The organism is Serratia sp. JUb9 (assembly GCF_014298095.1).
GTDB lineage: Bacteria > Pseudomonadota > Gammaproteobacteria > Enterobacterales > Enterobacteriaceae > Serratia_B > Serratia_B rhizosphaerae.
This window is the reverse complement of sequence record NZ_CP060416.1, coordinates 3,445,877-3,472,189: the sequence shown is the minus strand read 5'-3', so window position 1 is coordinate 3,472,189 and position 26,313 is coordinate 3,445,877. Positions and strand designations below refer to the sequence as shown.

Here is a 26,313-nt window from a genome sequence, read left to right as displayed (position 1 = left end):
CCGGGCTATGCCCGTCTTTTTACGTCAAGCAACGCTATTTTGACTGCACAGTATGCGGGCCTGCAGGCCGTTTGCATCACTCAGCTATATCAATGAAAGGAGATAATTGATGGAATACGATTACATCATTATCGGGGCCGGTTCCGCCGGTAACGTATTAGCCACCCGTTTAACCGAAGACGCCGACGTGAGCGTCCTGCTGCTGGAAGCCGGCGGCCCGGATTACCGGATGGATTTTCGTACGCAGATGCCCGCGGCGCTGGCCTTCCCGTTACAGGGCCGCCGTTATAACTGGGCGTATGAAACCGATCCTGAACCGCACATGAACAACCGCCGCATGGAGTGTGGGCGCGGCAAAGGGCTGGGCGGCTCCTCGCTGATTAACGGCATGTGCTACATTCGCGGCAATGCGATGGATTTTGACAACTGGGCGAAAGCGCCGGGTCTGGAAGACTGGAGCTACCTGGACTGCCTGCCGTACTTCCGCAAGGCGGAAACCCGCGATATCGGGCCGAACGACTACCACGGCGGCGACGGCCCGGTCAGCGTTGCCACGCCGAAGGCCGGCAATAATGAACTGTTCCACGCGATGATCGAAGCGGGCGTACAGGCCGGCTATCCGCGCACCGACGACCTGAATGGCTATCAGCAGGAAGGCTTCGGGCCGATGGACCGCACCGTCACGCCGAAAGGCCGCCGCGCCAGCACCGCGCGTGGTTATCTGGACCAGGCGCGCCCGCGGCCGAATCTGACCATCGTTACCCATGCGCTGACCGATCATATCGATTTTGCCGGCAAGCGTGCGGTGGGCGTCAGCTACCTGAAGGGCGACGGCAATGAACTGCATACGGCGCGTGCGCGCAAAGAAGTGCTGCTGTGCGCCGGCGCTATTGCCTCGCCGCAAATTCTGCAGCGCTCCGGCGTAGGCCCGGCGGCATTGCTGAAGCAGCTGGATATTGATGTGGTGCACGATCTGCCGGGCGTCGGCGAGAATCTGCAGGATCACCTGGAGATGTATCTGCAGTACGCCTGTAAGAAACCGGTATCGCTGTATCCGGCGCTGCAATGGTTCAACCAGCCGAAAATCGGTGCGGAATGGCTGTTCAACGGCACCGGCGTCGGCGCCAGCAACCAGTTTGAGGCCGGCGGTTTTATCCGCAGCCGCAAAGAGTTTGACTGGCCGAATATTCAGTACCATTTCCTGCCGGTAGCGATTAACTACAACGGCAGCAACGCGGTGAAAGAACACGGTTTCCAGGCGCACGTCGGTTCCATGCGTTCGCCGAGCCGCGGCCGGGTGCAGGTGAAATCGAAAGATCCGCGCCAGCATCCGAGCATTCTGTTCAACTATATGGCGACCGAACAGGACTGGCAGGAGTTCCGCGATGCGATCCGTATCACACGCGAAATTATGGCGCAGCCGGCGCTGGATGAGTATCGCGGCCGGGAGATCAGCCCGGGGCCGGAGGTGCAGACCGACGAACAGCTGGACGCCTTCGTGCGTGAACATGCAGAAACCGCCTTCCATCCGTCCTGCTCGTGCAAAATGGGCGAAGATGAGATGGCGGTGGTAGACGGCCAGGGTCGGGTGCACGGTATGGAAGGGCTGCGCGTGGTGGATGCCTCCATTATGCCGCAGATCATTACCGGCAACCTGAACGCCACCACCATTATGATCGCCGAGAAAATCGCCGACCGTATCCGTCAGCGCACGCCGCTGCCGCGCAGCACGGCGGATTACTACGTTGCCGGCGACGCGCCGGTGCGCAAGCAGTAATCAATTTCCCTCTTCGCCGCCCGGCGAGGAGGGAATATTCCCCCGGCGCGTCCTGCACCGGGGTTATTTCCCCGTTTTACCCGGGGCATCACCGATACGTTAAGCCGACAGGGCGACCGCCTGGTCGAAGCTGCTTGGCGTTGCCATACGCCACATGCGGGCGTAAAACTCACTTTTAATCTCTTTTTCCAGCAGCGCGCCCGGTTCCAGATAGTAGTAGATATCGGCGTAGACCTTGATTTCCGTCGGGGTGATGCGGCGCAGCATATGGTGCGACGTTAGCTGTTCCGGACGGCTGACGCCCGCCGCCGCCAGCATTTCGGCCAGCGCCTTCACCGTATTCTGGTGGAAGTGGTACACCCGCTCCGCTTTATTCGGCACCACCAGCGCTTTCTGCCGCAGTGGATCCTGCGTGGCGACGCCGGTCGGGCAGTGGTTGGTGTGGCAGCTTTGCGACTGGATACAGCCGACGGCGAACATAAAGCCGCGCGCCGAGTTCACCCAGTCGGCGCCGAGCGCCATCACGCTGGCGATATCAAAGGCGCTGATGATTTTACCGCTGGCGCCGATCCTGATGCTGTCGCGCAGGCCGCAGCCAACCAGCGTGTTGTGCACGAACAGCAGCCCTTCGCGCAGCGGCATGCCCATATAGTTGGACAGTTCCAGCGGCGCGGCGCCGGTGCCGCCCTCTTTGCCGTCAACCACGATAAAGTCCGGCAGAATGCCGGTGTGCAGCATCGCTTTGACAATGGCGACGAACTCCCACGGGTGGCCGATGCACAGTTTAAAGCCGACCGGTTTGCCGCCGGAGAGCTGCCGCAGCTGCTGGATAAAGTGCATCATTTCGATCGGCGTTCGGAAGGCGCTGTGCGAAGAGGGGGAAATGCAGTCCTGCCCTTCAGGCACGCCGCGGGTGGCGGCGATCTCCGCATCAACCTTTTTCGCCGGCAGAATGCCGCCGTGGCCCGGCTTGGCGCCCTGGCTGAGCTTGATTTCAATCATGCGCACCTGCGGGCTGGCGGCCTGTTCGGCGAAGCGCTGCGGATCGAAGTGTCCGTCGGCGGTGCGGCAGCCGAAATAGCCGCTGCCCAGTTCCCAGACCAGATCGCCGCCGTGTTCCCGGTGATAACGGCTGATGCTGCCTTCGCCGGTGTCGTGGTAAAAGTTGCCTTTGGCCGCCCCGAGGTTTAGCGCGCGGATAGCGTTGGCAGACAGCGCGCCGAAGCTCATGGCGGAGATGTTGAAGATGGAGGCCGAATAGGGCTGGGTGCAGTCCGGGCCGCCGATGGTGATGCGGTAGCTGGTGGGATCGGCGACCGGCACCGGGCACATGGAGTGACCGATGCACTCATAGCCGGTTTTATACACGTCGATAATGGTGCCGAAGGGTTTATCCCCCATCTGGTTTTTCGCCCGGCGGTAGACTAGCGAACGCTGGGTGCGTGAAAAGGGGATCTGCTCGTCATCTTCTTCCAGCAGATACTGGCGCAGTTCAGGGCGGACAAATTCGAAGAAGAAACGCAGCCGGCCGATAATCGGGTAGTTACGGCAGATGGCGTGGCGCTGCTGGCTGAGGTCATACAGGCCCAGCGCGGTCAGGGCGATAAACGCCAGGGCGGGCAGCCAGAACCAGGGCTGTTCCAGGGCCATAAAGAAGAAGGCCAGCGCCAAGATAATGCTCAGCATAAAGCAGGTATAACGGCTGAATAAGGATGATTTCATAACATCTCCTGATGTTTATTTTTAATCCAGACGACAATGCTGATAGAAGCGGCGAAGAAAGCGAAAAACGCCATCATGCCAGCGGGAAATCCCGTGGTGGAAGAGTAACCAAATTGCGGCGACAGGATGTGGCTGTTACTGCTTGTTTACTTGTTGTTACATTAATTTAACTTAATCGGTGGCGTTGGAGAAGGCATCGATCCGCATGCTTGGCAGGCGGGTAAGAAGGAAGGGGGCGCGAAGACGCCCCTTCAGATTATTTGGCCGCAACAAAAATGCTGCTCATGCTGCGCAGGCGCAGCTTGCGCATGGCGCTGTATTTCTGAGAAAAGATGGTTTTTGGATGCGTGCCGCGCTTTTGCGCGATACACAACAGGCTGTCGCCGCGCAGCAGGTTAAACAGCACGTCGCTTTCCGCCGGGCTGAGCTCACGGGTTTTCTGCACCCGGATGCCGCCGGCCATCGGGCTGTCGAACAGCTGCTGCAATTTTTCTTGCAGCGAATAAAGCGGCATGCGCGCGGAGATCAGTTCGACCGTGATCCCCAGCACCGACAGCAGATTGACCACCCGTTCATCGTCGTAGAACACCACAATGCGGGTATTGCTGCGATAACCGTTGTGCATGGCGACCAGGCTCTCGATAACATTGACGCTCTGCTCCAGGTTCTGCGAGGTAAAGATCAGCGCGATGTCATGTTTGACGATCTTCTCCGCCTTGGCGCCGCCGTGCATAAAGTCGGAAAACAGGCGGATATCATATTGGCCGTAATGTTTTTTCAACAGCACGGACAGGCCGACGTAGCTGTATTTACACTCACTAATGACAAGGACATTATTTTTAGGCATAAGGGCTGACCCCAACAATAAGTTAGAAGTATTCAGCTGTCAGAAGCGAATTTAAGTCCCTGATGTCGGACTCCTTCCACAGCTTTCCTTGCAGTGCGTAATAGGGCATTTCGTTCAACCACCTTTTATGGTCGGGCGTTTCCACACCTTCGATAATGACCTTATAATTATTCAGGTAAAAAAAACGCAGTAATGCGCGCATTAAACCTTCGCCGCCGGGCCGTTGCATAAAATTCCACAACAGGAAGCGGTCGAGTTTAACGAAACGGAAACGGCTGTTATAAAGTGCGGAAAAGCCCGCGTAGCCGGAACCAAAATCATCAAGCCAAAACGAATATCCCTCCAGCGTCGGATCGAGGTGGACGCGATCTTTTACCAGGCGCGTCGCGCTTTCGCTGATTTCAAAATGGATGCAACGTATGGACTTTATTCTTTCTGCAAACTGGCTGCTGGCTAATGAAGCCAGTGAGTGATCGTCAACATTTAGCGTGACAATCACCTGATGTTGATTGAACCAGGCCTGATATTTCTCTATCAGTTCGACCTGCTCTTGCAGGATTTCGATGCGGGTCAGGCCGTCCGCGCTTTTGAAGAACTGCTCCGGCGAGCAATGAGCGAATACGCTGTCCAGGGTAAAACGCGACAGGCATTCAACGGCGATCAACTGCCCCGTTCTGGTGAACATCGGCTGAAAGGTAAAATAGATACCGTTATTTCTCTCTATAAAAGAAGTGCTCATTTACCAATCCTTGGATTGAATTACAGTTCATTGTTTTTTAACTGGTTAATAATTTCTTTGGCAGGTTTTATTGGTAAGATTCTTATTTATAACCGCCTTTGCCTTTTCTTTGGTGAAGTGGGTGTCAAAATGCATGCCTGATTTTCACTTCTCTTTTAAAATCAGAAAAGTTGCACTCATCGCTCTGCCGTAATGCACTGATTTAACGTTAACTTGCCGTTAGTTTTGTTTATCTCCCGTGTAAAATACAGACTATTCCTATCTTTTAGAATCGTCAATATCGATCGATGGGTAATCGTTGATAGATTTTTCCTATCAAGGGGGCATTTATGAATGTTATAAACGATTTTAATTTATTGGGGTGGTGAGACTAGGATACTTCCGAAATGGAACATGTTAGCGGCGGAATTAAATCTATTCCTCGTGATTCTGTCGTTTATAACTTCGGAATTCTACCTATAGGTAGTGACAAATATTGCCTGCAAATATGGATATTTAATGTATTGCCTGGGTGACAGTCAGCATTTCCATTTTAGTTAACGCATAGTGACGGGACGGCAAGATTGTATTCCTTAATCTTCTGTGCGGACTAACGACTATATCAATCATTTTCGATAAATTCCGACATAGGATATTACAATGAACAAAGTATTACTCTCCGCAGTAGCGACCGCTTTTCTGGGAATGTCTGCCGCACACGCTGCATCCGAAAATGTTGGCGGCGGTCAGGTTGACTTCTACGGCAAAGTAACCGACGTATCTTGTACTGTTTCTGTTAACGGTCAAGGCAGCGACGCCAGCGTTTACCTGTCGCCGGTAAGCCTGAGCGAAGTGAAAAACTCAGGTGCCAACACTTACCTGAAACCTAAGTCTTTCACCATTGACGTTACCAACTGCCAGGCGGCCGATACCGAAGTCAGCGCTGACAAACTGGGCGTTAACTGGACCGGCGGTAACCTGCTGACCGGCGCAAGCGGCACCACCGCAGGCTACCTGGCCAACACCGAAGGTACCGGTGCGCAGAACATCCAACTGGTGCTGTCTGCTGACGATGCGAAAAACCTGACCAACAAAATCATCCCGGGCGATGCCAACCAGAAAGCAGCGACCAGCGTTGCTGACCTGGACGGCGGCAAGCGCTTCACCTACTACGTAGGCTACGCTACTGCGACCCCAGACACTGTAACCAGCGGTGTGGTCAACAGCTACGCGACTTACGAAATTACCTATCAGTAATAATCTTTTGCTGAACAAAAGCGGCAGCGCGTCTGCCGCTTTCATTTCTGAGGTTATGATGAAATTTATTGCCCTTTTTTTCTGTTTCATTTTCAGTTTCTCTGCTTCCGCCAACAATATTATCGCTAACGGCACGCGCTTTATTTATCCGGGAAATGAAAGAGAAATAACGGTGCAGCTGTCCAACTCAGCTGATCGACCGGCGCTGGCGCAGGCCTGGCTGGATAATGGCGACGCGAATGCCACGCCGGATACTATCGTGACGCCTTTTTTAATTACGCCGCCAATTTCCCGTGTGGATGCGAAAAGCGGTCAGACCCTGCGTATTAAGCTGGCGAATAAATCTGGCCTGGCGACGAATAAAGAGAGCCTGTGGTGGCTGAATATTCTGGAGATCCCGCCAAGCAATACCGAGCGCCAGCAGGAAGGGCAGAACGTACTGCAGCTGGCGATTCGCTCACGCTTTAAATTCTTCTATCGTCCGAGCGGGTTGGGCAATCGCGACGCCGCGCCGCAGCAGCTGGTGCTGAAGGCGGCGGGTAATAGCCTGACGCTGAATAATCCGACGCCGTTTTATATCACCGTGACCAAGGTTTCACGCGATGGCAAAACGGCGCTGAACGACCGCACTCTGATGCTGGCGCCGCAAAGCAGCGGAACGCTGAACACCAAGACGGCGTTCAAAGCGGGCGAAACTCTGGTTATTAACAATATCAATGATTACGGCTCAGACGTTGCCATTAAACTCGCGGTAAAATAGGGATATTTCAGATGAAACAGTGGGTGCCGATAAAAGCATTGGGTTGCAAGCTCTCTGTGACGATCGTGGTTTCGGCTTGTATTTCTCCGGCCGGCGCGGCGGAGCCGCAGGAAAATCAACAGCCGCTGTATCAATTTAACGATGGCTTTATCGTCGGCAGCAAGGAGAAGGTCGACCTGACGCGCTTTAGCACCGTAGCGATCAGCGAGGGAACCTATTCCGTCGATGTCTACACCAACGATGAGTGGCGCGGGCGTTATGACCTGCAGATCACCCGCGATAAACAGTCCAAACTGGGCGTCTGCTACACCGCCAAAATGCTGTCGCAGTTTGGCGTGGCGGTGGAGAAACTCAATGAGGCGCTGAGCAAAAATCCTGAGTTTTGCGGCCGCCTGAGCGAGTGGCGCCAGGATGACAACCTGAAAGACAACTTTAACCAGTCTTCGCTGCGTCTGGATCTGTCGGTGCCGCAGATCTATGAAAACCGCATGTACAAAGGTTATGTAGCGCCGGAGTTCTGGGACGAAGGCGTCCCGGCGCTGAACCTGGCCTATACCGCCAACTACTACAACAACCATGTCTCTTCCGCGCAGGGTTCAGATGACTCCAGCGCTTATCTGGGCATCAATGCGGGTTTCTCCTATGACGGCTGGCTGCTGAAACACATCGGCAACCTGGATTGGCAGCAGCAGCGGGGCAGCGCGCGCTGGAACTCCAACCAGACCTACCTGCAGCGGCCGATCCCGCAGATGAAGTCGATCTTTACCGGCGGCCAGTTCTTTACCAACGGTGAGTTCTTCGACAGCGTGGGGCTGCGCGGGGTGAACCTGGCGACCGATGACAACATGTTCCCGGACGGCATGCGCTCCTATGCGCCGGAGATTCGCGGCGTGGCGCAAAGCAACGCCCTGGTCACCGTGCGCCAGAGCGGCAATATCATTTATCAGACCTCGGTGCCGCCCGGGCCGTTTAACATCAACGATGTGTATCCGTCCGGCTATGGCAACGATCTGGAAGTGACGATCAAAGAGGCCGATGGCTCCGAGCAGCACTTTAACGTGCCTTACTCGTCCGTTACCCAACTGCTGCGTCCGGGCATGATGCGCTATACCTTCGCCGTCGGTAAGGCCGACGCCGATGACCTGCGTAATAAGCCGGCGATTGTGCAGGGCACCTATCAATATGGCGTGAATAACCTGTTCACCGGCTATTTCGGCGTCAGCGGTTTTAACGACTATCAGTCGGTGCTGCTGGGCAGCGGTATTAATACCGGTATCGGCGCGCTGTCGCTGGATATGACGCAGTCGCGCCTGAAGCTGAAAGATGAAGATAAAACCGGCCAGAGCTTCCGCCTGAGTTTTAACCGCATGTTCTCCAGCACGCAGACCAGCATCGTACTGGCGGCGTACCGCTACTCCACCAAGGATTATTACAACCTGAGCGATGCGCTGTACACCATCGACAGGGAGAAGAGCGGTAATAACCGCGAAATCTGGCGGGAGAAAAACGGTTTCAGCTATACCGTCAACCAGGATCTGCCGGAAGGCTGGGGCGGCTTCTACTTTACCGGGCGGATTGCCGACTACTGGAACCGCAGCGGCACCGAGAAGCAGTATCAGCTGAGCTACAACAACATGTGGGGCCGCATGACGTATAACGTCGGCGTGCAGCGTGTCTACTCGGCCAATAACGGCGGCAACAACAAAGACGATCGCATTTCGCTTAACTTCAGCTATCCGCTGTACTTCGGCGAAAACCGCCGGGCGAACCTGAATTCGAACACCGTCTTCAACAACTCGCACTTCGGCAACTCGCAGGTGGGTCTGAACGGCTCCTTCGGCGAAGAGAACAACCTGAGCTACGGCGTGACCACCTCGGTGGCGCGCGGCGGCGACCACAACGTCGGCCTGAACGGCAGCTATCGCGCGCCTTATTCAACGCTGACCGCCAGCTACAGCCAGGGCGAAGGCTATCGTCAGAGCGGCCTGGGCGCCAGCGGCTCGCTGATTGCCCACGGCGGCGGGGTGACGCTGTCGCCGGAAACCGGCACCACCATGGCGCTGATCGAAGCCAAAGACGCCAAGGGCGCGATGCTGCCCGGCTCGCCGGGCACCCGGGTGGACGGCAACGGCTATGCGGTGCTGCCTTATCTGCGGCCGTACCGTATCAATGCGGTGGAAATTAACCCGAAAGGCAGCTCGGAAGACATCAACTTTGAGAAGACCGTTGCGCAGGTGGTGCCGTATGAGGGCAGCATCGTGAAGGTGAAATTCAACACCACCGTTGAGAAGAACCTGAACTTCCGCGCGCGGCAGAGCAATGGCGAACCGCTGCCGTTTGGTGCGGATATCGTGGACGAAAACGGTAAATATATTGGCGTCGTGGGCCAGGGCAGCACGCTGTTTATCTCCTCGGACACCGCGAAGCAGGCGGTAATCACCTGGAGCAACGGTCGGTGCACTATCGCCCTGAACCCGGCCTCAACTAAGGATGCGGTATGTCAGTAAAAAATCTCTGTCGTTGGCTGGTGGTGATTGCCGCTCTGGCCGCCGGGCAGGCCTATGCCGCCTGTACCCGCTACAATACGCCGACCGTGCAGCTGGATATGGTGGTCGGCCGTGTGGTGGTGGACCCGAACGCGCCGATTGGCTCGGTGCTGTATGAAAAGAGCTGGACCATGAGCCAGAGCGGCATCAACTACTACTGCACCGGCCGCAACGACTTTTCCGCCAGAATTGTCGCCACCGGCGTGCAGGATCTGGGCAACAAGGTATATTCCACCAACGTGCCGGGCATCGGGTTGCGTTTCCGGCGCGGCGGCGAGATCCAGTTCACCTATCCGGAAGTGAAAAACTTTAACGCTGGTCGCGGTACGCGCTACTACCTGGCGGGTTCCACCTTTACTCTGCAGGTGATCAAGACCGCGGCGGTAACCGGCAGCGGCAGCGTTGCCAGCGGTAAATATACCTCGTACGACTATGTGTACGGCTCCAACCCGATTCTGGAAACTTACCTGAGCGCCAATGCGCTGACCATCGTTTCGCCGTCCTGTACGGTGATGGGCGGCAATAACTTCAGCGTGGATATCGGCGCGATTAAAACCAGCGACCTGAACGGCGTCGGCACCTTTGCCGGCGGGCGAAAATTCCCGATTCAGCTGCAGTGCAGCGGCGGCGTCAGCGTGGCCGGCTATGCCAACGTCAATATGACCTTTGACGGCAACCTGGCGACCGGCACTGCGCTGAGCCAGGGGGTGCTGAAAAACGAGCGAACCGACAGCAGCGCGGCGCAGGGCGTCGGCGTGCAGGTGCTGGACAGCCGGATGAACCCGCTGCAGTTTAAAAAGGCGTATAACGTCGGCCGTCTGGCAAATAACCAGATGCAGTATATCGACCTGTCGTACACCGCGCGTTTTTACCAGTACCTGTCGAAGATTACCTCCGGCGCGGTTGAAGCCCATATGGTGTTTAACCTGACCTACGACTAACGGAAACGGACTCGCCTCCGTCCGGGCGCAGCGCTTCTGCCTGCGCCCCTGTATATAAAGGAACGCTATCATGAAACGCTGTGTATCATTGCTGATTGCCGGAATGGGGTATTGCGCGTTGGCACAGGCTGCGACGCCGAATGCCGACGGCGGCCGGGTGGATTTTCTGGGCAAAATCACCGATACCTCCTGCTCCGTCTCGGTCAACGGCCAGGGCAGCGACGCCAACGTTTATCTGGCGCCGGTCTCGCTGCAGGAAGTGCATAACCGTGGCGCCGGTGCTTATCTGAAGCCGAAGTCTTTTACCATTCAGCTGAGCAACTGCCAGATTATGGAAGGCTCTGCGGAAACGCTCTCGGAGGCCGATCTGCGTAACATCAGCGTCAGCTGGGTGGGAGGCAATCTGCTGCAGGGCGCGAATGAGGACGCCGGCTATCTGGCGAACAGCCTGAGCGACGGCGCGAGTAATATTGCGCTGGCCCTGTCGGTAAACGGTAACGATACCCTGGACAAGTCGAATAAAATTATTCCGGCCGATCCGGATCAGAACAGCGTGCAGCCGGAAATCGGCGCCAAGGACGTCGGCACCTTTACCTATTACATCGGCTATGTGACGCAGGCGCCGAAAAAAACCACCTCCGGGCCGATTCATAGCTACGCTACCTATGAGATTCGCTATAACTAACCGATCGTCCGGCCGCGTAAGCCGCAAACAATCAGGGCGCCGTTATCATGACGGCGCCCTTTTTTATCGGCGGATACGGCGGGTGAGGCTAGCGCTGCCCCATCCAGTTGCTGCATTTGCCGTCGACGCACTGTTTGGCGTACAGCAGCTGTAGCCCTGGCGAATCCTGATGTTGTGCCGGCTGCGCAGCGGCAGGCAGCGGCGTGTCGTCAAAGCTGCCCCAGTCGCTGCGACGGTAAACCGCCGGCGTTTTGCCGAACTGTTTTTTGAACGCACGGGAAAACGAGGGTTGGGAATCAAAATGATATTGCAGGGCGATATCCAGGATCGGGCGGGGCGTCGATCGCAGCGCCTGAGCGGCTTTCGACAGCCGGCGTTCGCGGATGTAACTGCCGAGGGCGTGGCCGGTGGTGCTGCGGAACATGCGTTGCAGGTGCCATTTGGAGTAGCCCGATTTTGCCGCCACGTTATCCAGCAGCAGCGGTTGGTCCAGGTGAGTTTCAATCCAGTCCAGTAAGTCGTGAATGATATTGGCGCGATCCATTATTTAAATTCTCCCGCAGGTACGACATTCAGATCTCAAGAGATAAGGCGTCGCCATTCATACGTAAAACCGGTGTTTCAGGTATGAACAGGCTAATTATCCAAGTTTGTGCTTTGATAATAGGCGGGCAAAATCCATTACGCAAGAGGGAACTTGGTAAATCAGGGGAGCGAAAAATGCTCTGCTGGCGGTAGGGGCATATCAAGGCGATATGAGTGATTGCCGGTGGCATTGAATATTCCCGCGAATCCGGCGAGATAATACGGCATAAAAAATGCCAGTCAGCGTTGACTGACTGGCATGTGCGGTTACCGGAGCGGGGCCGTTGCCGGCCGCGTAGGTTTACTGCGCTTCAGCAGCTTCCGGTTTCACTTCAACATAGTTCAGCTGCAGCGTGTTGCTGGTGTAGCTGCGGATCTTGTTGGTCATTTCCACGTTGCCGTTCAGCTTTTGGCCGTAGGACGGGATGATCTCTTTCAGCTTGGCCTGCCACTGCGGCGTTGCCACTTTGTCTTTGAACACTTTTTCCATCAGGTGCAGCATGATTGGCGCAGCGGTGGAAGCGCCCGGTGACGCGCCCAGCAGTGCGGCGATGCTGCCGTCCTGCGAGCTGACCACTTCGGTGCCGAACTGCAGCACGCCGCCTTTATCAGCATCTTTCTTGATGATCTGTACGCGCTGGCCGGCGGTCCACAGTTTCCAGTCTTCCTGCTTGGCGTCCGGGTAGTACTCTTTCAGCGCGGCAAAGCGATCGTCGTCGTTCATCATCAGCTGACCGACCAGGTATTTCACCAGATCGAAGTGATCCAGACCGACGTGGGTCATTGGCATCAGGTTTGAGCTGTTCATGGAAACGATCAGATCAAACAGCGAACCGTTTTTCAGGAATTTGCTGGAGAAGGTAGCGAACGGTCCGAACAGCAGCACGCGTTTGCCGTCCAGCATACGGGTATCCAGGTGCGGTACCGACATTGGCGGGGAACCGACGCTGGCCAGGCCGTAGGCCTTCGCCAGGTGCTGATTGGCAACTTCCGGGTTGCTGGTAACCAGGAACTGACCGCCGACCGGGAAGCCGCCGTAGCCGTCTGCTTCCGGAATGCCGGACTTCTGCAGCAGGTGCAGCGCCGCGCCGCCGGCGCCGATAAACACGAACTTGGCGTTGGTGGTGGTTTCTTTACCGCCGTTGTTCAGATCGGCGATGGTCACCGCCCAGCTGTTGTCCGGGTTGCGTTTGATATCGCGTACTTCATGGCCCAGGCTCAGGTTGAATTTTTTGTCTTTGGACAGGCTGTCCACCAGCTGATGGGTGATCACGCCGAAGTTAACGTCGGTGCCCAGCGGCATGCGGGTGGCGGCGATTTTCTGCGCCGGATCGCGGCCTTCCATCATCAGCGGCGCCCACTGTTTGATCTGCGCAGGGTCTTCAGAGTACTCCATCCCGCGGAACAGGGTGCTGTGCTGCAGCGCGGCGTAGCGTTTGCGCAGGAAGTTGATGTTATCGTCTCCCCAGACAAAGCTCATGTGCGGCACGCTGTTGATAAAGGATTTCGGATTGCCCAGGACGTTGTTTTTGACCTGATAAGACCAGAACTGGCGGGAGATCTCGAAAGATTCGTTAACGGTCACCGCTTTGCTGATATCGATGGTGCCGTCTTCTTTTTCCGGGGTGTAGTTCATTTCACAGAACGCGGAGTGGCCGGTGCCGGCGTTGTTCCAGCCGTTGGAGCTCTCTTCCGCCACGGAGTTCATGCGCTCGACCATATCGATGGTCCAGTCCGGCTCCAGTTCATGCAGGTAAGTGCCCAGCGTGGCGCTCATGATACCGCCGCCGATCAGCATAACGTCGACGTTTTTATTTTCTGCGGCGACGGCCTGCTGGCCAAGGCCGAACAGGTTGGCGCAGAAAAACAGAACGAGTAATTTTCTCATTAAATTAAATCTCTTTTGTGTAAATTCTACTCATTGCAGGTGAAAGAATTTATCGGTAATAACCCTGGATATTCGTGAAAACGCGCATTGTCCTCGGCGCGTAAATAGCGATAAGCCCTTTTTGTTAACAGGGTATTTAACGAAAAGTGGCTTATTCGTAGCGACGCTGAAGAGCAAATGTGCGGTTCACGTTTACTGGCGGGGTATTATTCTTTACAGGAATGTTAAAAACTACTTTTGTAACTAAAAAAAGTTTCAAAACTTACAGAAAATATAAGGTTTAATGCGAATTTAATTTAAGTTTTGCAGTAATTGTATTATTCGCCGGCTAAGCATCCCCTCTTTGCCGGCAAATTAAGCGGTGAAGCGTATGCGGCGTCTAATTGCCAGCCGCGTCAGGTAACAAAAAGATAACGGCCGCCGGGCAGGCGACCGGTGATACGGCTTATGGTCGCGCCGGGATGTTCAGGCCGCGCTGCACCGCCGGGCGTTCCAGACCGCGCTCCAGCCAGGCGCCGACGTGGGGGAAGCTGTCGAACGACACCAGTTCGCGCGCTTCGTAGAAGCCAATCAGGTTGCGCACCCAGCCGAGCAGGGAAATATCGGCGATGGTGTAATCTGCACCCATGATCCACTCGCGGTTTTCCAGCCGGTCATTCAGCACGCCGAGCAGGCGCTGCGACTCCTTCTGATAGCGCTGCAGCGGGCGTTTGTCTTCATATTCGCGTCCGGCGAACTTGTGGAAGAAGCCGAGCTGGCCGAACATTGGCCCTACCGCCGCCATCTGGAAGAATACCCACTGGATGGTTTCAATGCGCTGTACCGGATCCTGCGGCAGGAACTCACCGCATTTCTCTGCCAGATACAGCAAAATGGCGCCGGATTCGAACAGCGCCAGCGGTTTGCCGTCCGGCCCGGCCGGATCGAGGATCGCCGGGATTTTGCCGTTGGGGTTCAATGACAGAAACTCCGGCGTCCAGGTTTCGTTCTGGCCGATATCAATCAGATGCGCCTCATAAGGCAGGCCGGTCTCTTCCAGCATGATCGACACTTTGACGCCGTTGGGCGTCGGCAGGGAATAGAGCTGTAGCCGTTCCGGATGCTGCGCCGTTCGAAGGCGGCCAGCAGCGCTGCGCCCAGCGCGCCGCCCAGATGTTCTCGTCGTTCGCTCCAGTCCAGGCAGCCGCAGGCGAAACGGCGGCGGGAGGCGGGGAGCGCACAGTCGACCCCCAACCGTTCCAGCGCGCTGCGTCCTTGCGGCGTTAGCTGATAGTCGTCGCCGCACAGCCACTCCTGCGCAAACAGCCGGTTATGCAGGCTGACCGCTACCTCGCCGGCCATATGGTCATAGCAGGTGCGGGCCAGCTGCAGCGCCGTCGGCGTGCTGCTTTTCACCACCGGTCGCGGCGCGCCCGCCAGCGCCATCAGCGATTCCAGCGCGGCGGCCACTTCACCGTCCGCCAGACGAAAATAGCGGTAGCGCCCCTGTTTGACGCAGGCGATCAGCCGCTGATCCTGCAACCGCGCCAGATGGCTGCTGGCGGTCGACGGCGCTACATCGACCGCGACGCTCAGTTCCGTAGCCGTATAGGCGCGGCCGTCCATCAGCAGGCACAGCATGCGCGCCCGCGAACGGTCGGCGATAGCGGCGCCGATTGCCGCCAGCCGCTGGTCGATTTCATCGTGATGCATATTTCGCTCCATGGCGAAGTGTCGTGGTAAGGATGAGTTTAGGCTGGCGTCAGCTTATCGACAAGGCGCGCTGCGCCGGGAGGAAAAGATGATTGCGGTAATCTTTGAATTGCACGCGGCCGAAGGGCGGCAGGAGACCTATCTGGCGATGGCGGCGCAGCTGAAGCCGCTGCTGGCGCAGATTGACGGCTTTATTTCCATCGAACGCTTCCAAAGCCTGGCCGAGCCGGACAAACTGCTGTCGCTCTCCTTCTGGCGTGATGAAGAGGCGGTGCGGCAGTGGCGCAATCTGGAGGCGCACCGTGCGGCGCAGGCGCGCGGCCGCGATGGCGTATTGCACGATTACCGGTTGCGGGTAGCGCAGGTGGTGCGTGATTACGGCGACAGCCAACGTGAACAGGCGCCGGCGGACAGCCGGCAGGCGCATGGCTGATTGCGCACGCGCAAAAGAAGGAGGGCGGTTGCCGCAGCGGCGCGCATCGACGGCGCCGCAGTGATGGGGAAAAGGAGGCATCGGTGGCGGCAAGAGAAACATCGGCCGCCCTGTGTTTCTGAAAATAACCACGGTTTCCCCATGCTGCAGTAATGAAACGTTGCCCGTTGTTTCTTAATAAGGAAGCGTCAGGGGGAAGAGCCGCCTCCGGAGGCGCTGAAAATCCAGGAATAAACTTATCTTTTTGGTGTTAATAGCAGCATGAATCCTGTTTTTCGCCGCAGTTGCGTGCAATATCTATACTAAGTTTGGCTGCTGAGTATCATTCGCTTGTGACGATCATTGGACGATGACACAAGGAATGTATCATGATGGCTGCACTGCAGTTCCCCTGCACGATATTTAAAACGCAAAAGCGCATGGACGATTACGGAGCGAGCGATATGCGTTGTGGAGACCTGTCCGCATCACAGCTAAAAACGCATTTTCGACTGGCGGACGTTTCCGCCACCGTAGACCCGTGGACGCTGACCAGAAAACGTCTTCACCAGACGCACCCGCGCGCCTATGCGATGGTCAGCCGCCTGTCCGCCCCGCAACAGACGCTGACCCGCCGGGAGTGCGCCGCCATACTATTTGATGAGCTGCGCCAGCTGTCGCGGATGTTTGCCCTTTATGGCCCCTACAAGTACCTGATCGGCAAAATGATCGACCATCTGCAATACGGCAACGGCACACCGTTTGCCAGCCCGCATCTGGACAGGGCGTTGAGGGAGCATATTTTGGGGGATAATACACAAGATAGTTCTCGTTTGCTGCTAAAAGATGTATTTAACAAATATATAAACTGGGAAAATAAATGCTATCCAAAAGAGCATAAGGAGAAGTTAAGAAAATATATATCTATTAGTAGACTACCAAAATTCGATCGATTCCAAGATAACTTTAATGGTATGGGTATCACTGTACATGATACTTGGGCTACTGACATTACGATTAAGTCTCTGCAGGTTGATAATAATCGTTATCGTGCAATAGTACATTATAAAGTACAGGATCACTTTGGCCTGGATAACGAGGATGTTTTAAAGATTAAATTCAAACAGTTTCGTTTTTTCCGTATTTGGTTTGTTCTGCAGCGATACAACCAGTTTGGTTTTAGACCATTTATAACGAATATGGATGCTATCGTCGAAATTACCGGAGAGCGTAATGATAGTAATTAAAAAAAACTTGCTAGGATTGATATCACTTGGCGTCGTCTTATTAGTTTTCTTTTTCTGGTGGTTTTCTCACCCAGTGATGATTGTTGACGTCCATAAGGATGATGATTTTAGCTTTGTGTTGGTGAAAAACTTCCCTCTTACCGACAAGGGCAAGATCGATTGGTGGATGGATAATAAAGACATGTTGGAAAAACGATATGGTATTCCTCAATCTACATCCTCTGGTTTTTTCGTCATTACCTTCTGGGATTTTAGTGATGGTTATAAAGAGGCGGGTAAGTACGATAGGTTATGTTTCAATGATATACCGACAAATAAAAAATGCATCGATAAAAATAAGTTACTTACCGTTGAAAATAATAAAAGGAAAGAATTATTGTTTACTGTTGACGATGGCAGATACCTGATGAAGGGAAGTGGTGAAACTATAAAAATAAATAGGGAATAATAGATGTTTATTCCATTTTTTATGTGAGATTATTTACCGTTAAGTTTCTTGGAAGATCTTCATGGCAATGATGAATAGGAAAAGATTATTTTCACTACTAATGTTCTGCATTCTAACTTTTTATATCGCTTGGTTATTGTTACGGCCGGTAGATATTGTTGCGGTTCATGAAAATAGGCACTTTAGCTCAGTGTTGGTCAATAACTTCCCGCTTACTACCAGGGGGAAAATAGAGTGGTGGTTGCAGAATAAGGATATGCTAAAAGAGCGCTATGGCATCCCCAAACCGGCATCTTATGGTGATTTTAGCATCACTTTCTGGCTGTTTGGTGACGGCTATAAAGAGGAAGGTAAGTACGACAGGCGCTGTTTTAATGATATGAAGACCAAGGTTAATTGTATTGAAAAGGATATCGTTTTAAATGTGCGCAATAGCAAAAACATGGGGGTTGTGTTTTTTGCGAATGGAGGAATATACCGAATCGATAAAAACGGTAAGATAACAAAGGTAAATATAGACTAAGGATGATGATTTATCTTTATTCTGCATGGGAGAATCAGGGAGGAAAGTCGTGTCGATAAGATCTATGGATATGAGGGTTAAGTTAGTCCTGTTAGTGATGGCCGGTGTTTTAATTGGTTATGCTTTTTGGCTTCTTTTGCGACCGGTAGAGATTGTTGCCGTTCATCAGCGGAATAATTTCAGCGCTGTGTTAGTCAAGAGCTTTCCACTTACCGATAAAGGTAAAATATCCTGGTGGCTGAAGAATAAAGATATGCTGAAAATTCGCTACGGAATCCCTAAGCCTGCATCTTATGGTAGTTTCACCATCACATTTTGGCTGTTTGGTGATGGTTATAAAGAAGAGGGTAAGTATGACAGGTTGTGTTTCGATGATATAGATACAAAACTTAACTGCATTGAAAAACATGCGGTTTTTTCAGTAAATAATGATAGTCGAAATAGAATACACTTCACGGCATATGGTGGGGGTAAATACTTGCTTAAAGAGAATGGCGAAGTGGTTAGCTATGAGTACCGGTAATTAACGCTTTTATCGCGAGCGAACTTCCCCGTCGGATCGGCCAGCACCCAATCGCACGTCAGCCTCCGTAGCAGCACGCCACCGGCAGCACGTTTCGTCGCTCACTGTCGGCTAATCCACATTGTCAGCCATGCGTCATTCCCCCTCACTGGCCGCGTGTGGTAAAAATGAACACACTATGGGCGATCCCGGCGGCCCGTTGTGGCATAATGCGCGCCAAATCACATTCCCAATTAAGAGCGAGCGTTGTGTTAAGTACTAACAACATCACTATGCAGTTCGGCAGTAAGCCGCTGTTTGAAAACATTTCCGTCAAGTTTGGCGGCGGTAACCGTTACGGTTTGATCGGCGCCAACGGCTGCGGCAAATCCACCTTTATGAAGATCCTCGGCGGCGATCTGGTGCCGAGCGGCGGCAACGTTGCGCTCGACCCGAATGAGCGTCTGGGTAAGCTGCGTCAGGATCAGTTCGCCTTTGAGCAGTACAGCGTGCTCGATACCGTGATCATGGGCCACACCGAGCTGTGGGAAGTGAAAGAAGAGCGCGACCGCATCTACGCGCTGCCGGAAATGAGCGAAGAAGACGGCTATAAAGTGGCCGATCTGGAAGTTGCCTACGGCGAGATGGACGGCTACAGCGCCGAAGCGCGCGCCGGCGAGCTGCTGCTGGGCGTCGGCATTCCGGTGGAACAACACTATGGCCCGATGAGCGAGATCGCCCCGGGCTGGAAACTGCGCGTGCTGTTGGCGCAGGCGCTGTTCTCCGATCCGGAAATTCTGCTGCTCGATGAACCGACCAACAACCTGGATATTGACACCATCCGCTGGCTGGAGCAGGTGCTGAACGAACGCAACAGCACCATGATCATCATTTCGCACGACCGTCACTTCCTGAATATGGTGTGCACCCATATGGCGGATCTGGACTACGGCGAACTGCGTGTCTACCCGGGCAACTACGACGAATATATGACGGCGGCCACCCAGGCGCGCGAACGTCTGCTGGCGGACAACGCCAAGAAGAAGGCGCAGATTGCCGAGCTGCAGTCGTTTGTCAGTCGCTTCAGCGCCAACGCCTCCAAGTCCAAGCAGGCCACCTCGCGCGCACGTCAGATCGATAAGATCCAGCTGGACGAGGTAAAAGCCTCCAGCCGTCAGAACCCGTTTATCCGCTTCGAGCAGAACAAGAAACTGTTCCGCAACGCGCTGGAAGTGGAAGCGCTGACTAAGGGCTTCGACAACGGTCCGTTGTTCAACAAGCTGAACCTGATGCTGGAAGTCGGCGAGAAGGTCGCGGTGCTGGGTACCAACGGTATCGGTAAAACCACATTGCTGAAAACGCTGGTGGGCGATATGCAGCCGGACAACGGCAGCGTCAAATGGTCGGAAAACGCCAAGATTGGTTACTACGCCCAGGATCACGAATATGAGTTCGATGAGACGCTGACGGTATTCGACTGGATGAGCCAGTGGAAGCAGGAGAACGAAGACGAGCAGGCGGTGCGCAGCGTGCTTGGCCGTCTGCTGTTCAGCCAGGACGATATCAAGAAGAAAGTGAAGGTGCTGTCCGGTGGTGAGAAGGGGCGTATGCTGTTTGGCAAGCTGATGATGCAGCGTCCTAATATCCTGATTATGGATGAGCCGACCAACCACCTGGATATGGAATCCATTGAATCGCTGAACATGGCGCTGGAAATGTATGAAGGCACGCTGATCTTCGTTTCCCACGACCGTGAGTTCGTCAGCTCGCTGGCAACGCGCATTCTGGAAATCACCCCGAACAAGGTGATCGACTTTACCGGCAACTACGAAGACTATCTGCGTAGCCAGGGTATTGCCTAATCCTCTGACGGATTAACGGCGCGGCGGGTGCACTTCAGGCGCCCGCCGCGCCGTCTCTCTCTTTTCCCCGCTTATTCGGCCTCTGCGCCGCACACCTCGCACTGCGGGTTCTTCGGCAGTTTCATTTCGCGGAACTGCATGCTCATGGCGTCAAACATCAGCAGTTTTCCCACCAGCGGCTGCCCGTAACGGGTCAGCAGTTTGATGGCTTCCATCGCCTGCAGGCTGCCGATGGTGCCGACCAGCGGCGCCATCACGCCGGCTTCCACGCAGGTCAGCACGGTGTCGCCGAACAGCCGGCTCAGACAGCGGTAGCATGGCTCGCCCGGCTGATAGGTGAACACGCTCAGCTGGCCCTCCATACGGATGGCCGCGCCGGAAACCAGCGGCTTGCGCTGCGCGTGGCACAGGCGGTTCAGCTGATCGCGGGTGGCGACGTTATCGGTGCAGTCCAGCACCACGTCGCAGGCGGCGATCAGCGCCGCCATCTGTTCATCGTCCGGTTGTTTGTCCACGGTGTCGATCGCCACGTGCGGATTCACTTCGGCCAGCGTTTGTCGGGCCGAGGCCACCTTGCTCATGCCGATGCGCTGGTCGCTGTGCAGGATCTGGCGCTGCAGGTTGGAGAGCGCCACGCTGTCGAAATCCACCAGCGTCAGCCGGCCGACGCCGGCGGCGGCCAGGTAAGGCGCCGCCGCGCAGCCTAACCCGCCCAGGCCGACGATCAGCGCATGGGAGGCTTTCAGCTGCTCCTGCCCGTCGAAGTCGAAACCGCGCAGGACGATCTGGCGGTTATAGCGCAGGGTTTCGGCATCGGTTAATTCCGGCAGCATGATCAGCTCCTCAGCAGCGCATTAAACGGCTCGATCTCCACCATCTCGCCGGCGGCAACGGCGCCGCGCTCACGCTCCAGCACGATAAAGCAGTTGCCCTGGCTGAAGGAGCTGAACACGTGCGAGCCTTGGTGGCCGGTGGTGCTGACTTCCAGTTCACCCTGCGCATTGCTGGCGAACAGCCCGCGCTGAAAGTCGAGGCGGCCCGGCGATTTCTTCAGCGGCGTCAGGGCGCGGGCGCGCAGGCGTGGCGGCATACGCCATTCGCTGTGGCCGGCCAGTTTTGCCAGCAGCGGCTGCACCAGCTGATAGAAGGTCAGCGCCGCGGAGACCGGGTTGCCCGGCAGGCCGCAGAACCAGGCGTGCTGCAGTTTACCGAAGGCGAACGGTTTGCCCGGTTTGATCGCCAGCTTCCAGAAGCCGACCTCGCCCAGTTCGTCGAGCATCTGTTTGGTGTAATCGGCCTCGCCGACGGAGACGCCGCCGCTGCTGATCACCACATCGGCCTCACTGTCGGCCTGGTTGAAGGCAGCGCGCAGCGCCGTCTGATCGTCGCGGATAATGCCGAGGTCAAGCACCTCGCAGCCCAGCTGTTCCAGCATCAGGCGCACGGCAAAACGGTTGGTGTCGTAAATCTGGCCTTCCTGCAGCGGCTGGCCGACCGGCTGCAGCTCGTCGCCGGTGGAAAACACCGCCACTTTCAGTTTGCGCATCACACGCAGTTCGGCAATCCCCAGCGAGGCCAGCAGCGGCAGCTGCGCGGCGCCCAGCTTCACCCCGGCGGGCAGTACGCTGGCGCCCTGGCGGATATCTTCGCCCGCCAGACGGATATTCTGCCCGGCGTGTACCACGGCGTTGAAACGCACGCCGTCGTCGGTCACTTCCGCCTGCTCCTGCATAATCACCGCTTCGGCGCCGGCCGGCACCGGCGCGCCGGTCATGATGCGCACGCAGCTGTGGGCGGGCCATGCGTCATTGAAAGGGGCGCCGGCAAACGCCTTGCCGGCCACCGGCAGCGGGGCGTTGGCGTTGAGGTCGCCCAGGCGCACCGCGTAGCCGTCCATCGCCGAATTGGCGAACGGCGGCACGTTGAGCGGTGAGATCACCGGCGTGGCGGTAATGCGCCCGGCGGCGTCGGTCAGCGCCACGGCTTCGGTTTCGCTCAGCGGCGTCACCTGGCTGAGCATGTTGTCCAGCGCCTGTTCAAGGGAAATCAGATCGGCAGTATGGCAATGGTCCATAAAAAAGAACTCCATAATCAGAGGGCGCGAAAATATCGGCGAAGTGGGTCTATTATGGCAGATAACCCCTGACGGGAGAATGACCCGGCTAATCACGCGTGAAGGAGAAAAAGATGCATAAGCAGGTGATAGATTTCTGGTTTGAAGAGATTGATCCGGCGATGTGGTTCCGCAAAGACGATGACTTCGATCGTCAGCTGCATCAGCGTTTTTCCGCACTGTGGCATGCGGCGGCGGCGGGGGAGCTGGCCGCCTGGCGCGATAGCATCGAAGGCCGGTTGGCGGAGGTGGTCGTGCTCGATCAGTTCAGCCGCAATCTGTTCCGCGGTACGCCGCGCTCATTTTCCTGCGACGGCATGGCGCTGATTCTGGCGCAGGAGGCGATACGCAGCGGCGAGTGCGAACAGCTGACGCCGGTGCAGCGCGGCTTTCTTTATTTGCCGTTTATGCATTCGGAATCGCCGCTGATTCATCAGCAGGCGCTGGCGCTGTATCAGGAATTAAATAACCCCGAACAGCTGGATTATGAAGTGCGCCATAAGGCGATTATCGATCGGTTCGGTCGTTATCCGCATCGCAATGCCATTTTAGGCCGCCGCAGCACGGCGGAAGAAGAGGAATTTTTACGCCAGCCCGGTTCGTCATTTTGACGGCATAAAGAGGCAAAATAATGCCCCACGTCCCGCCCGGCGAATAGTTTTTCGGCAGGTGGGACGTAGTGCCGTGATATTTGTCTGCACGCGCGTTCAATAAAGCCCTGTGGCCGGCGACTGTGCCGTTTTGTTTAATTAACCCGCTGTTTTTATTCCATAAAAAAATATTTATGCGCAAAAGAATCTAATAAAAAGTTAGGCGGTACGCCACGGGGATGAAAGGCTTTACATCACCCGCTGCGCTAAATATAGTCAAAAAAGAATAATAATCGTCCCGTCATATCAATGGGATCTGAGCGTTAAGACAGGGTGACAGGCCATGAGCAAACCAGTGATTGCCATTCACGGCGGCGCGGGCGCAATCAGCCGTGCGGCAATGAATGCGGAGAAAGAGCAACAGTATATTCAGGCATTATCGTCCGTGGTGGCGGCCGGGCAGGCGGTGCTGGCCGACGGCGGCAGCGCGCTGGACGCGGTGACCGAGGCGGTCAGGCTGCTGGAAGAGTGCCCGTTGTTCAACGCCGGCAAGGGCGCGGTGTTCACCCATCAGGGCACCTATGAACTGGACGCCTGCGTGATGGACGGCCGCGGCTGCGACGCCGGGGCGGTCGCCGGCGTCAGCCGGGTGCGCAATCCGGTGCTGGCGGCGCGCGCGGTGCTGGAACAGAGCCAGCACGTGATGTTTGCCTGCGACGGGGCGGAAAAATTCGCCGCCGCCCACGGTCTGGAAATGGTGGAGCCGGAATTCTTTTTTACCCAGGAACGCTTCGATCAACTGCACCGCGCTCAGGCGGAGCACGGCCGGGTGCTGCTCGATCATGACGGCGCCGCAGCGCTGCATGACGATCCTATCGATCCCGACCGCAAATTCGGCACCGTCGGCGCGGTGGCGCTGGACGCCGCCGGCAATCTGGCGGCGGCCACCTCGACCGGCGGCATGACCAACAAACAGGCGGGGCGCATCGGCGATACGCCGATCGTCGGCGCCGGCTGTTACGCCAACAATGCCACGGTGGCGGTTTCCACCACCGGCACCGGCGAAACCTTTATGCGCGGCGTCACGGCCTATGATGTTTCCGCGCTGATTGAGTACGCCGGCCTCAGTCTGCAACAGGCGACCGACAAAGTGGTGATGGAGAAATTACTGCAGCTGGGCGGCAGCGGCGGGCTGATCGCCGTCGATCGCCACGGCAATATCGCGCTGCCGTTTAACAGCGAAGGCATGTACCGCGGCTTCGGCTATGTCGGCGATGCCCCTTCGGTGGGCATCTACCGTTAACCGGCCGGAGGCGGTATGAACGAAAACATTCTCGAACCGGCGTCGGCCGGCAGCCTGATATTGCCACCGCAGCGGGTGCTGTCGGTGCGTGACCTCCGCGTGCGCTTTCACAGTGAAGACGCGGTGGTGGAGGCGGTGCGCGGCGTCAGTTTTGACGTCGACCGGGGCGAAACGCTGGCGGTGGTCGGCGAGTCCGGCTCCGGCAAGTCCGTCACCTCGCTGGCGCTGATGCGGCTGGTGGAGCAGGGCGGCGGGCAAATCGTCGGCGGCAGTATGACGCTGCGGCGCCGCAACGGCGACATTCTGGATCTGGCGGCGGCGCGGCCGCGTACCCTGCGCACGCTGCGCGGCGCCGATATGGCGATGATCTTTCAGGAACCGATGACTTCGCTGAATCCGGTATTTCCGGTGGGTGAGCAGATCGCCGAATCCCTGCGTCTGCATCAGGGCATGGATCGCCGTAGCGCGCGTCAGGAGGCGTTGCGCATGCTGGATCTGGTGCGTATTCCCGAAGCGAGAAACGTGCTTGACCGCTATCCGCACCAGCTGTCCGGCGGCATGCGTCAGCGGGTGATGATCGCCATGGCGCTGTCGTGCAAGCCGGCGCTGCTGATCGCCGATGAGCCGACCACCGCGCTGGACGTCACCATTCAGGCGCAGATCCTGCAGCTGATCCGTCTGCTGCAGCAGGAAATGCAGATGGGCGTGATATTTATCACCCACGATATGGGCGTGGTGGCGGAAATGGCCGACCGCGTGCTGGTGATGCGGCAGGGCGAAAAGGTTGAAGAAAACGCGGTGCGCCCGCTGTTCAGCGCGCCGCAGCATCCCTATACCCAGGCGCTGCTGGCGGCGGTGCCGAAGCTCGGCGCGATGGCCGAGCGCGACCTGCCGGCCAAATTCCCCCTGCCGGGCGAGGCGGAGGAGGGAGCGGTGCAGGACAGCGTGCCGCCGGGCGCCGCGCCGATCCTGCAGGTAGAGAACCTGGTGACGCGCTTTGACCTGCGCAGCGGCATCTTCAACCGGGTGACGCGGCGGGTGCATGCGGTGGAGAACGTCAGTTTCGATCTCTATCCCGGCGAAACGCTGGGGCTGGTGGGGGAATCCGGCTGCGGTAAATCCACCACCGGGCGTTCGCTGCTGCGGCTGGTGGACAGCCAGCACGGCACCATTACCTTTGACGGACAAACCGTCAATCAGCTTAAAGGCTCTGCGTTGCAGCATCTGCGGCGCGATATTCAGTTTATTTTCCAGGATCCGTATGCCTCGCTGGACCCGCGCCTGACGGTGGGCTTTTCCATTATGGAGCCGCTGCTGGTGCATAACATCGCCCGCGGTGAGCAGGCGCAGCGGCGGGTGGCCTGGCTGCTGGAACGGGTGGGGCTGCGGCCGGAGCACGCGCAGCGCTATCCGCACGAGTTTTCAGGCGGCCAGCGCCAGCGTATCTGCATTGCGCGCGCGCTGGCGCTGAACCCGAAAGTGGTGATCGCCGACGAGGCGGTATCGGCGCTGGATGTCTCCATTCAGGCGCAGATTGTGAACCTGCTGCTCGATCTGCAGCGGGAGTTCGGCATCGCCTTCCTGTTTATTTCTCACGATATGGCGGTGGTGGAGCGCGTCAGTCACCGCGTGGCGGTGATGTACCTCGGCCAGATTGTCGAGATCGGCCCGCGGCGGGCGGTATTCGCCAACCCGCAGCATGCCTATACCCGTAAGTTGATGGCGGCGGTGCCGGTGGCCGATCCGCGTCATGTGCAACATCGCCAACCGCTGTTGGCAGATGATATTCCCAGCCCGATCCGCGCGCTGGGGGATGAACCCGTTACCGCACCGCTGGTGGAGGTTGGCCCGGGACATTTTGTCGCGCGCCACCCGATTGCCGGTGCCTATTAGCT

24 protein-coding genes are annotated in these 26,313 nt (G+C 56.6%); 15 read left to right on the top strand and 9 right to left on the bottom strand.

Annotated elements, in window-relative coordinates; genetic code table 11:
* The first annotated feature begins 109 nt into the window (after nucleotides 1-109).
* On the top strand, nucleotides 110-1,777 hold the full coding sequence (betA, locus tag HF675_RS16315; protein ID WP_105230368.1) for a choline dehydrogenase: 1,668 nt from the start codon (nucleotides 110-112) through the stop codon (nucleotides 1,775-1,777).
* A 99-nt stretch (nucleotides 1,778-1,876) separates the two neighbouring features.
* On the opposite strand, the gene HF675_RS16310 is transcribed toward betA, so the two are convergent.
* The 3 genes from HF675_RS16310 to HF675_RS16300 all read right to left on the bottom strand — a co-directional run bounded on the left by HF675_RS16310 (nucleotide 1,877) and on the right by HF675_RS16300 (nucleotide 5,085).
* Nucleotides 1,877-3,499 carry an FMN-binding glutamate synthase family protein gene (locus HF675_RS16310; protein WP_105230369.1) on the bottom strand — a complete coding sequence of 541 codons (1,623 nt, stop codon included), beginning with the start codon at nucleotides 3,497-3,499 and terminating at the stop codon, nucleotides 1,877-1,879.
* Between the two features lie 256 nt (nucleotides 3,500-3,755).
* A complete protein-coding gene (locus tag HF675_RS16305) occupies nucleotides 3,756-4,346 on the bottom strand; it encodes a LuxR family transcriptional regulator (RefSeq protein ID WP_105230370.1) in 591 nt (196 codons plus the stop codon).
* A 22-nt stretch (nucleotides 4,347-4,368) separates the two neighbouring features.
* Nucleotides 4,369-5,085: an EAL domain-containing protein gene (locus HF675_RS16300; RefSeq protein ID WP_105230371.1), complete on the bottom strand. Its 717-nt coding sequence runs from the start codon at nucleotides 5,083-5,085 to the stop codon at nucleotides 4,369-4,371.
* 639 nt (nucleotides 5,086-5,724) lie between these two features.
* Between HF675_RS16300 and HF675_RS16295 the strand changes: the two genes are divergently transcribed.
* From HF675_RS16295 to HF675_RS16275, 5 genes are all read left to right on the top strand, one after another.
* Nucleotides 5,725-6,321, top strand: a complete 597-nt coding sequence (locus tag HF675_RS16295) for a fimbrial protein (RefSeq protein ID WP_105230372.1) — start codon at nucleotides 5,725-5,727, stop codon at nucleotides 6,319-6,321.
* Between the two features lie 58 nt (nucleotides 6,322-6,379).
* On the top strand, nucleotides 6,380-7,081 hold the full coding sequence (locus HF675_RS16290; RefSeq protein WP_111738090.1) for a molecular chaperone: 702 nt from the start codon (nucleotides 6,380-6,382) through the stop codon (nucleotides 7,079-7,081).
* An 11-nt stretch (nucleotides 7,082-7,092) separates the two neighbouring features.
* The gene (locus tag HF675_RS16285; protein WP_111737466.1) at nucleotides 7,093-9,588 is read left to right on the top strand and encodes a fimbria/pilus outer membrane usher protein; all 2,496 of its coding nucleotides are present in this window, start codon (nucleotides 7,093-7,095) and stop codon (nucleotides 9,586-9,588) included.
* Complete coding sequence (locus tag HF675_RS16280; RefSeq protein WP_160027652.1) at nucleotides 9,579-10,568, top strand: fimbrial protein; 990 nt, start codon at nucleotides 9,579-9,581, stop codon at nucleotides 10,566-10,568. Before HF675_RS16285 ends, HF675_RS16280 begins: the two co-directional genes overlap by 10 nt.
* A gap of 70 nt (nucleotides 10,569-10,638) precedes the next feature.
* On the top strand, nucleotides 10,639-11,253 hold the full coding sequence (locus HF675_RS16275; protein WP_105230375.1) for a fimbrial protein: 615 nt from the start codon (nucleotides 10,639-10,641) through the stop codon (nucleotides 11,251-11,253).
* An 88-nt stretch (nucleotides 11,254-11,341) separates the two neighbouring features.
* Here the strand turns inward: HF675_RS16275 and HF675_RS16270 are convergent, their stop codons facing one another.
* The 4 genes from HF675_RS16270 to HF675_RS16255 all read right to left on the bottom strand — a co-directional run bounded on the left by HF675_RS16270 (nucleotide 11,342) and on the right by HF675_RS16255 (nucleotide 15,418).
* On the bottom strand, nucleotides 11,342-11,797 hold the full coding sequence (locus HF675_RS16270; RefSeq protein WP_111737463.1) for a helix-turn-helix domain-containing protein: 456 nt from the start codon (nucleotides 11,795-11,797) through the stop codon (nucleotides 11,342-11,344).
* A 342-nt stretch (nucleotides 11,798-12,139) separates the two neighbouring features.
* Entirely contained in the window at nucleotides 12,140-13,726 is a 1,587-nt protein-coding gene (locus HF675_RS16265) for a malate:quinone oxidoreductase (RefSeq protein WP_105230377.1), read from the bottom strand.
* Nucleotides 13,727-14,171: 445 nt separating this feature from the next.
* Complete coding sequence (locus HF675_RS16260) at nucleotides 14,172-14,768, bottom strand: glutathione binding-like protein (RefSeq protein ID WP_255427295.1); 597 nt, start codon at nucleotides 14,766-14,768, stop codon at nucleotides 14,172-14,174.
* Nucleotides 14,729-15,418 (bottom strand): helix-turn-helix transcriptional regulator, encoded by a 690-nt coding sequence (locus tag HF675_RS16255; protein ID WP_255427294.1) that lies wholly within the window; start codon nucleotides 15,416-15,418, stop codon nucleotides 14,729-14,731. Before HF675_RS16255 ends, HF675_RS16260 begins: the two co-directional genes overlap by 40 nt.
* Nucleotides 15,419-15,506: 88 nt before the next feature.
* Between HF675_RS16255 and HF675_RS16250 the strand changes: the two genes are divergently transcribed.
* From HF675_RS16250 to HF675_RS16225, 6 genes are all read left to right on the top strand, one after another.
* Complete coding sequence (locus tag HF675_RS16250; protein WP_105230380.1) at nucleotides 15,507-15,851, top strand: antibiotic biosynthesis monooxygenase; 345 nt, start codon at nucleotides 15,507-15,509, stop codon at nucleotides 15,849-15,851.
* Between the two features lie 371 nt (nucleotides 15,852-16,222).
* Complete coding sequence (locus HF675_RS16245) at nucleotides 16,223-17,077, top strand: YPO3983 family protein (RefSeq protein WP_187044758.1); 855 nt, start codon at nucleotides 16,223-16,225, stop codon at nucleotides 17,075-17,077.
* Nucleotides 17,064-17,525 carry a DUF943 family protein gene (locus HF675_RS16240; RefSeq protein WP_255427293.1) on the top strand — a complete coding sequence of 154 codons (462 nt, stop codon included), beginning with the start codon at nucleotides 17,064-17,066 and terminating at the stop codon, nucleotides 17,523-17,525. Before HF675_RS16245 ends, HF675_RS16240 begins: the two co-directional genes overlap by 14 nt.
* Before the next feature lie 61 nt (nucleotides 17,526-17,586).
* Nucleotides 17,587-18,048 (top strand): DUF943 family protein, encoded by a 462-nt coding sequence (locus HF675_RS16235; RefSeq protein ID WP_187043423.1) that lies wholly within the window; start codon nucleotides 17,587-17,589, stop codon nucleotides 18,046-18,048.
* A 64-nt stretch (nucleotides 18,049-18,112) separates the two neighbouring features.
* A complete protein-coding gene (locus HF675_RS16230; RefSeq protein WP_187044757.1) occupies nucleotides 18,113-18,571 on the top strand; it encodes a DUF943 family protein in 459 nt (152 codons plus the stop codon).
* A gap of 248 nt (nucleotides 18,572-18,819) precedes the next feature.
* Complete coding sequence (locus tag HF675_RS16225) at nucleotides 18,820-20,412, top strand: ABC-F family ATPase (RefSeq protein WP_105230384.1); 1,593 nt, start codon at nucleotides 18,820-18,822, stop codon at nucleotides 20,410-20,412.
* A 71-nt stretch (nucleotides 20,413-20,483) separates the two neighbouring features.
* Here the strand turns inward: HF675_RS16225 and moeB are convergent, their stop codons facing one another.
* On the bottom strand, nucleotides 20,484-21,245 hold the full coding sequence (gene moeB / locus HF675_RS16220) for a molybdopterin-synthase adenylyltransferase MoeB (RefSeq protein ID WP_187043422.1): 762 nt from the start codon (nucleotides 21,243-21,245) through the stop codon (nucleotides 20,484-20,486).
* Nucleotides 21,246-21,247: 2 nt separating this feature from the next.
* A complete protein-coding gene (gene moeA / locus HF675_RS16215) occupies nucleotides 21,248-22,486 on the bottom strand; it encodes a molybdopterin molybdotransferase MoeA (RefSeq protein WP_187043421.1) in 1,239 nt (412 codons plus the stop codon).
* 113 nt (nucleotides 22,487-22,599) lie between these two features.
* On the opposite strand from moeA, the gene HF675_RS16210 reads away from it, so the two are divergent.
* The 3 genes from HF675_RS16210 (at nucleotide 22,600) to HF675_RS16200 (ending at nucleotide 26,311) form a co-directional block, all read left to right on the top strand.
* Nucleotides 22,600-23,136: a DUF924 family protein gene (locus tag HF675_RS16210; RefSeq protein ID WP_187043420.1), complete on the top strand. Its 537-nt coding sequence runs from the start codon at nucleotides 22,600-22,602 to the stop codon at nucleotides 23,134-23,136.
* 322 nt (nucleotides 23,137-23,458) lie between these two features.
* Nucleotides 23,459-24,418, top strand: a complete 960-nt coding sequence (locus HF675_RS16205) for an isoaspartyl peptidase/L-asparaginase family protein (RefSeq protein WP_187043419.1) — start codon at nucleotides 23,459-23,461, stop codon at nucleotides 24,416-24,418.
* A 15-nt stretch (nucleotides 24,419-24,433) separates the two neighbouring features.
* Entirely contained in the window at nucleotides 24,434-26,311 is a 1,878-nt protein-coding gene (locus tag HF675_RS16200) for a dipeptide ABC transporter ATP-binding protein (RefSeq protein WP_187043418.1), read from the top strand.
* Nucleotides 26,312-26,313: the final 2 nt, after the last annotated feature.

What these genes read in the sequence shown, in the direction of transcription:
- betA (WP_105230368.1), top strand. Translation starts at nt 110, where the DNA reads ATGGAATACGATTACATCATTATCGGGGCCGGTTCCGCCGGTAACGTA.
- HF675_RS16310 (WP_105230369.1), bottom strand. Translation starts at nt 3,499, where the DNA reads ATGAAATCATCCTTATTCAGCCGTTATACCTGCTTTATGCTGAGCATT.
- HF675_RS16305 (WP_105230370.1), bottom strand. Translation starts at nt 4,346, where the DNA reads ATGCCTAAAAATAATGTCCTTGTCATTAGTGAGTGTAAATACAGCTAC.
- HF675_RS16300 (WP_105230371.1), bottom strand. Translation starts at nt 5,085, where the DNA reads ATGAGCACTTCTTTTATAGAGAGAAATAACGGTATCTATTTTACCTTT.
- HF675_RS16295 (WP_105230372.1), top strand. Translation starts at nt 5,725, where the DNA reads ATGAACAAAGTATTACTCTCCGCAGTAGCGACCGCTTTTCTGGGAATG.
- HF675_RS16290 (WP_111738090.1), top strand. Translation starts at nt 6,380, where the DNA reads ATGAAATTTATTGCCCTTTTTTTCTGTTTCATTTTCAGTTTCTCTGCT.
- HF675_RS16285 (WP_111737466.1), top strand. Translation starts at nt 7,093, where the DNA reads ATGAAACAGTGGGTGCCGATAAAAGCATTGGGTTGCAAGCTCTCTGTG.
- HF675_RS16280 (WP_160027652.1), top strand. Translation starts at nt 9,579, where the DNA reads ATGTCAGTAAAAAATCTCTGTCGTTGGCTGGTGGTGATTGCCGCTCTG.
- HF675_RS16275 (WP_105230375.1), top strand. Translation starts at nt 10,639, where the DNA reads ATGAAACGCTGTGTATCATTGCTGATTGCCGGAATGGGGTATTGCGCG.
- HF675_RS16270 (WP_111737463.1), bottom strand. Translation starts at nt 11,797, where the DNA reads ATGGATCGCGCCAATATCATTCACGACTTACTGGACTGGATTGAAACT.
- HF675_RS16265 (WP_105230377.1), bottom strand. Translation starts at nt 13,726, where the DNA reads ATGAGAAAATTACTCGTTCTGTTTTTCTGCGCCAACCTGTTCGGCCTT.
- HF675_RS16260 (WP_255427295.1), bottom strand. Translation starts at nt 14,768, where the DNA reads ATGCTGGAAGAGACCGGCCTGCCTTATGAGGCGCATCTGATTGATATC.
- HF675_RS16255 (WP_255427294.1), bottom strand. Translation starts at nt 15,418, where the DNA reads ATGCATCACGATGAAATCGACCAGCGGCTGGCGGCAATCGGCGCCGCT.
- HF675_RS16250 (WP_105230380.1), top strand. Translation starts at nt 15,507, where the DNA reads ATGATTGCGGTAATCTTTGAATTGCACGCGGCCGAAGGGCGGCAGGAG.
- HF675_RS16245 (WP_187044758.1), top strand. Translation starts at nt 16,223, where the DNA reads ATGGCTGCACTGCAGTTCCCCTGCACGATATTTAAAACGCAAAAGCGC.
- HF675_RS16240 (WP_255427293.1), top strand. Translation starts at nt 17,064, where the DNA reads ATGATAGTAATTAAAAAAAACTTGCTAGGATTGATATCACTTGGCGTC.
- HF675_RS16235 (WP_187043423.1), top strand. Translation starts at nt 17,587, where the DNA reads ATGGCAATGATGAATAGGAAAAGATTATTTTCACTACTAATGTTCTGC.
- HF675_RS16230 (WP_187044757.1), top strand. Translation starts at nt 18,113, where the DNA reads ATGGATATGAGGGTTAAGTTAGTCCTGTTAGTGATGGCCGGTGTTTTA.
- moeB (WP_187043422.1), bottom strand. Translation starts at nt 21,245, where the DNA reads ATGCTGCCGGAATTAACCGATGCCGAAACCCTGCGCTATAACCGCCAG.
- moeA (WP_187043421.1), bottom strand. Translation starts at nt 22,486, where the DNA reads ATGGACCATTGCCATACTGCCGATCTGATTTCCCTTGAACAGGCGCTG.
- HF675_RS16210 (WP_187043420.1), top strand. Translation starts at nt 22,600, where the DNA reads ATGCATAAGCAGGTGATAGATTTCTGGTTTGAAGAGATTGATCCGGCG.
- HF675_RS16205 (WP_187043419.1), top strand. Translation starts at nt 23,459, where the DNA reads ATGAGCAAACCAGTGATTGCCATTCACGGCGGCGCGGGCGCAATCAGC.
- HF675_RS16200 (WP_187043418.1), top strand. Translation starts at nt 24,434, where the DNA reads ATGAACGAAAACATTCTCGAACCGGCGTCGGCCGGCAGCCTGATATTG.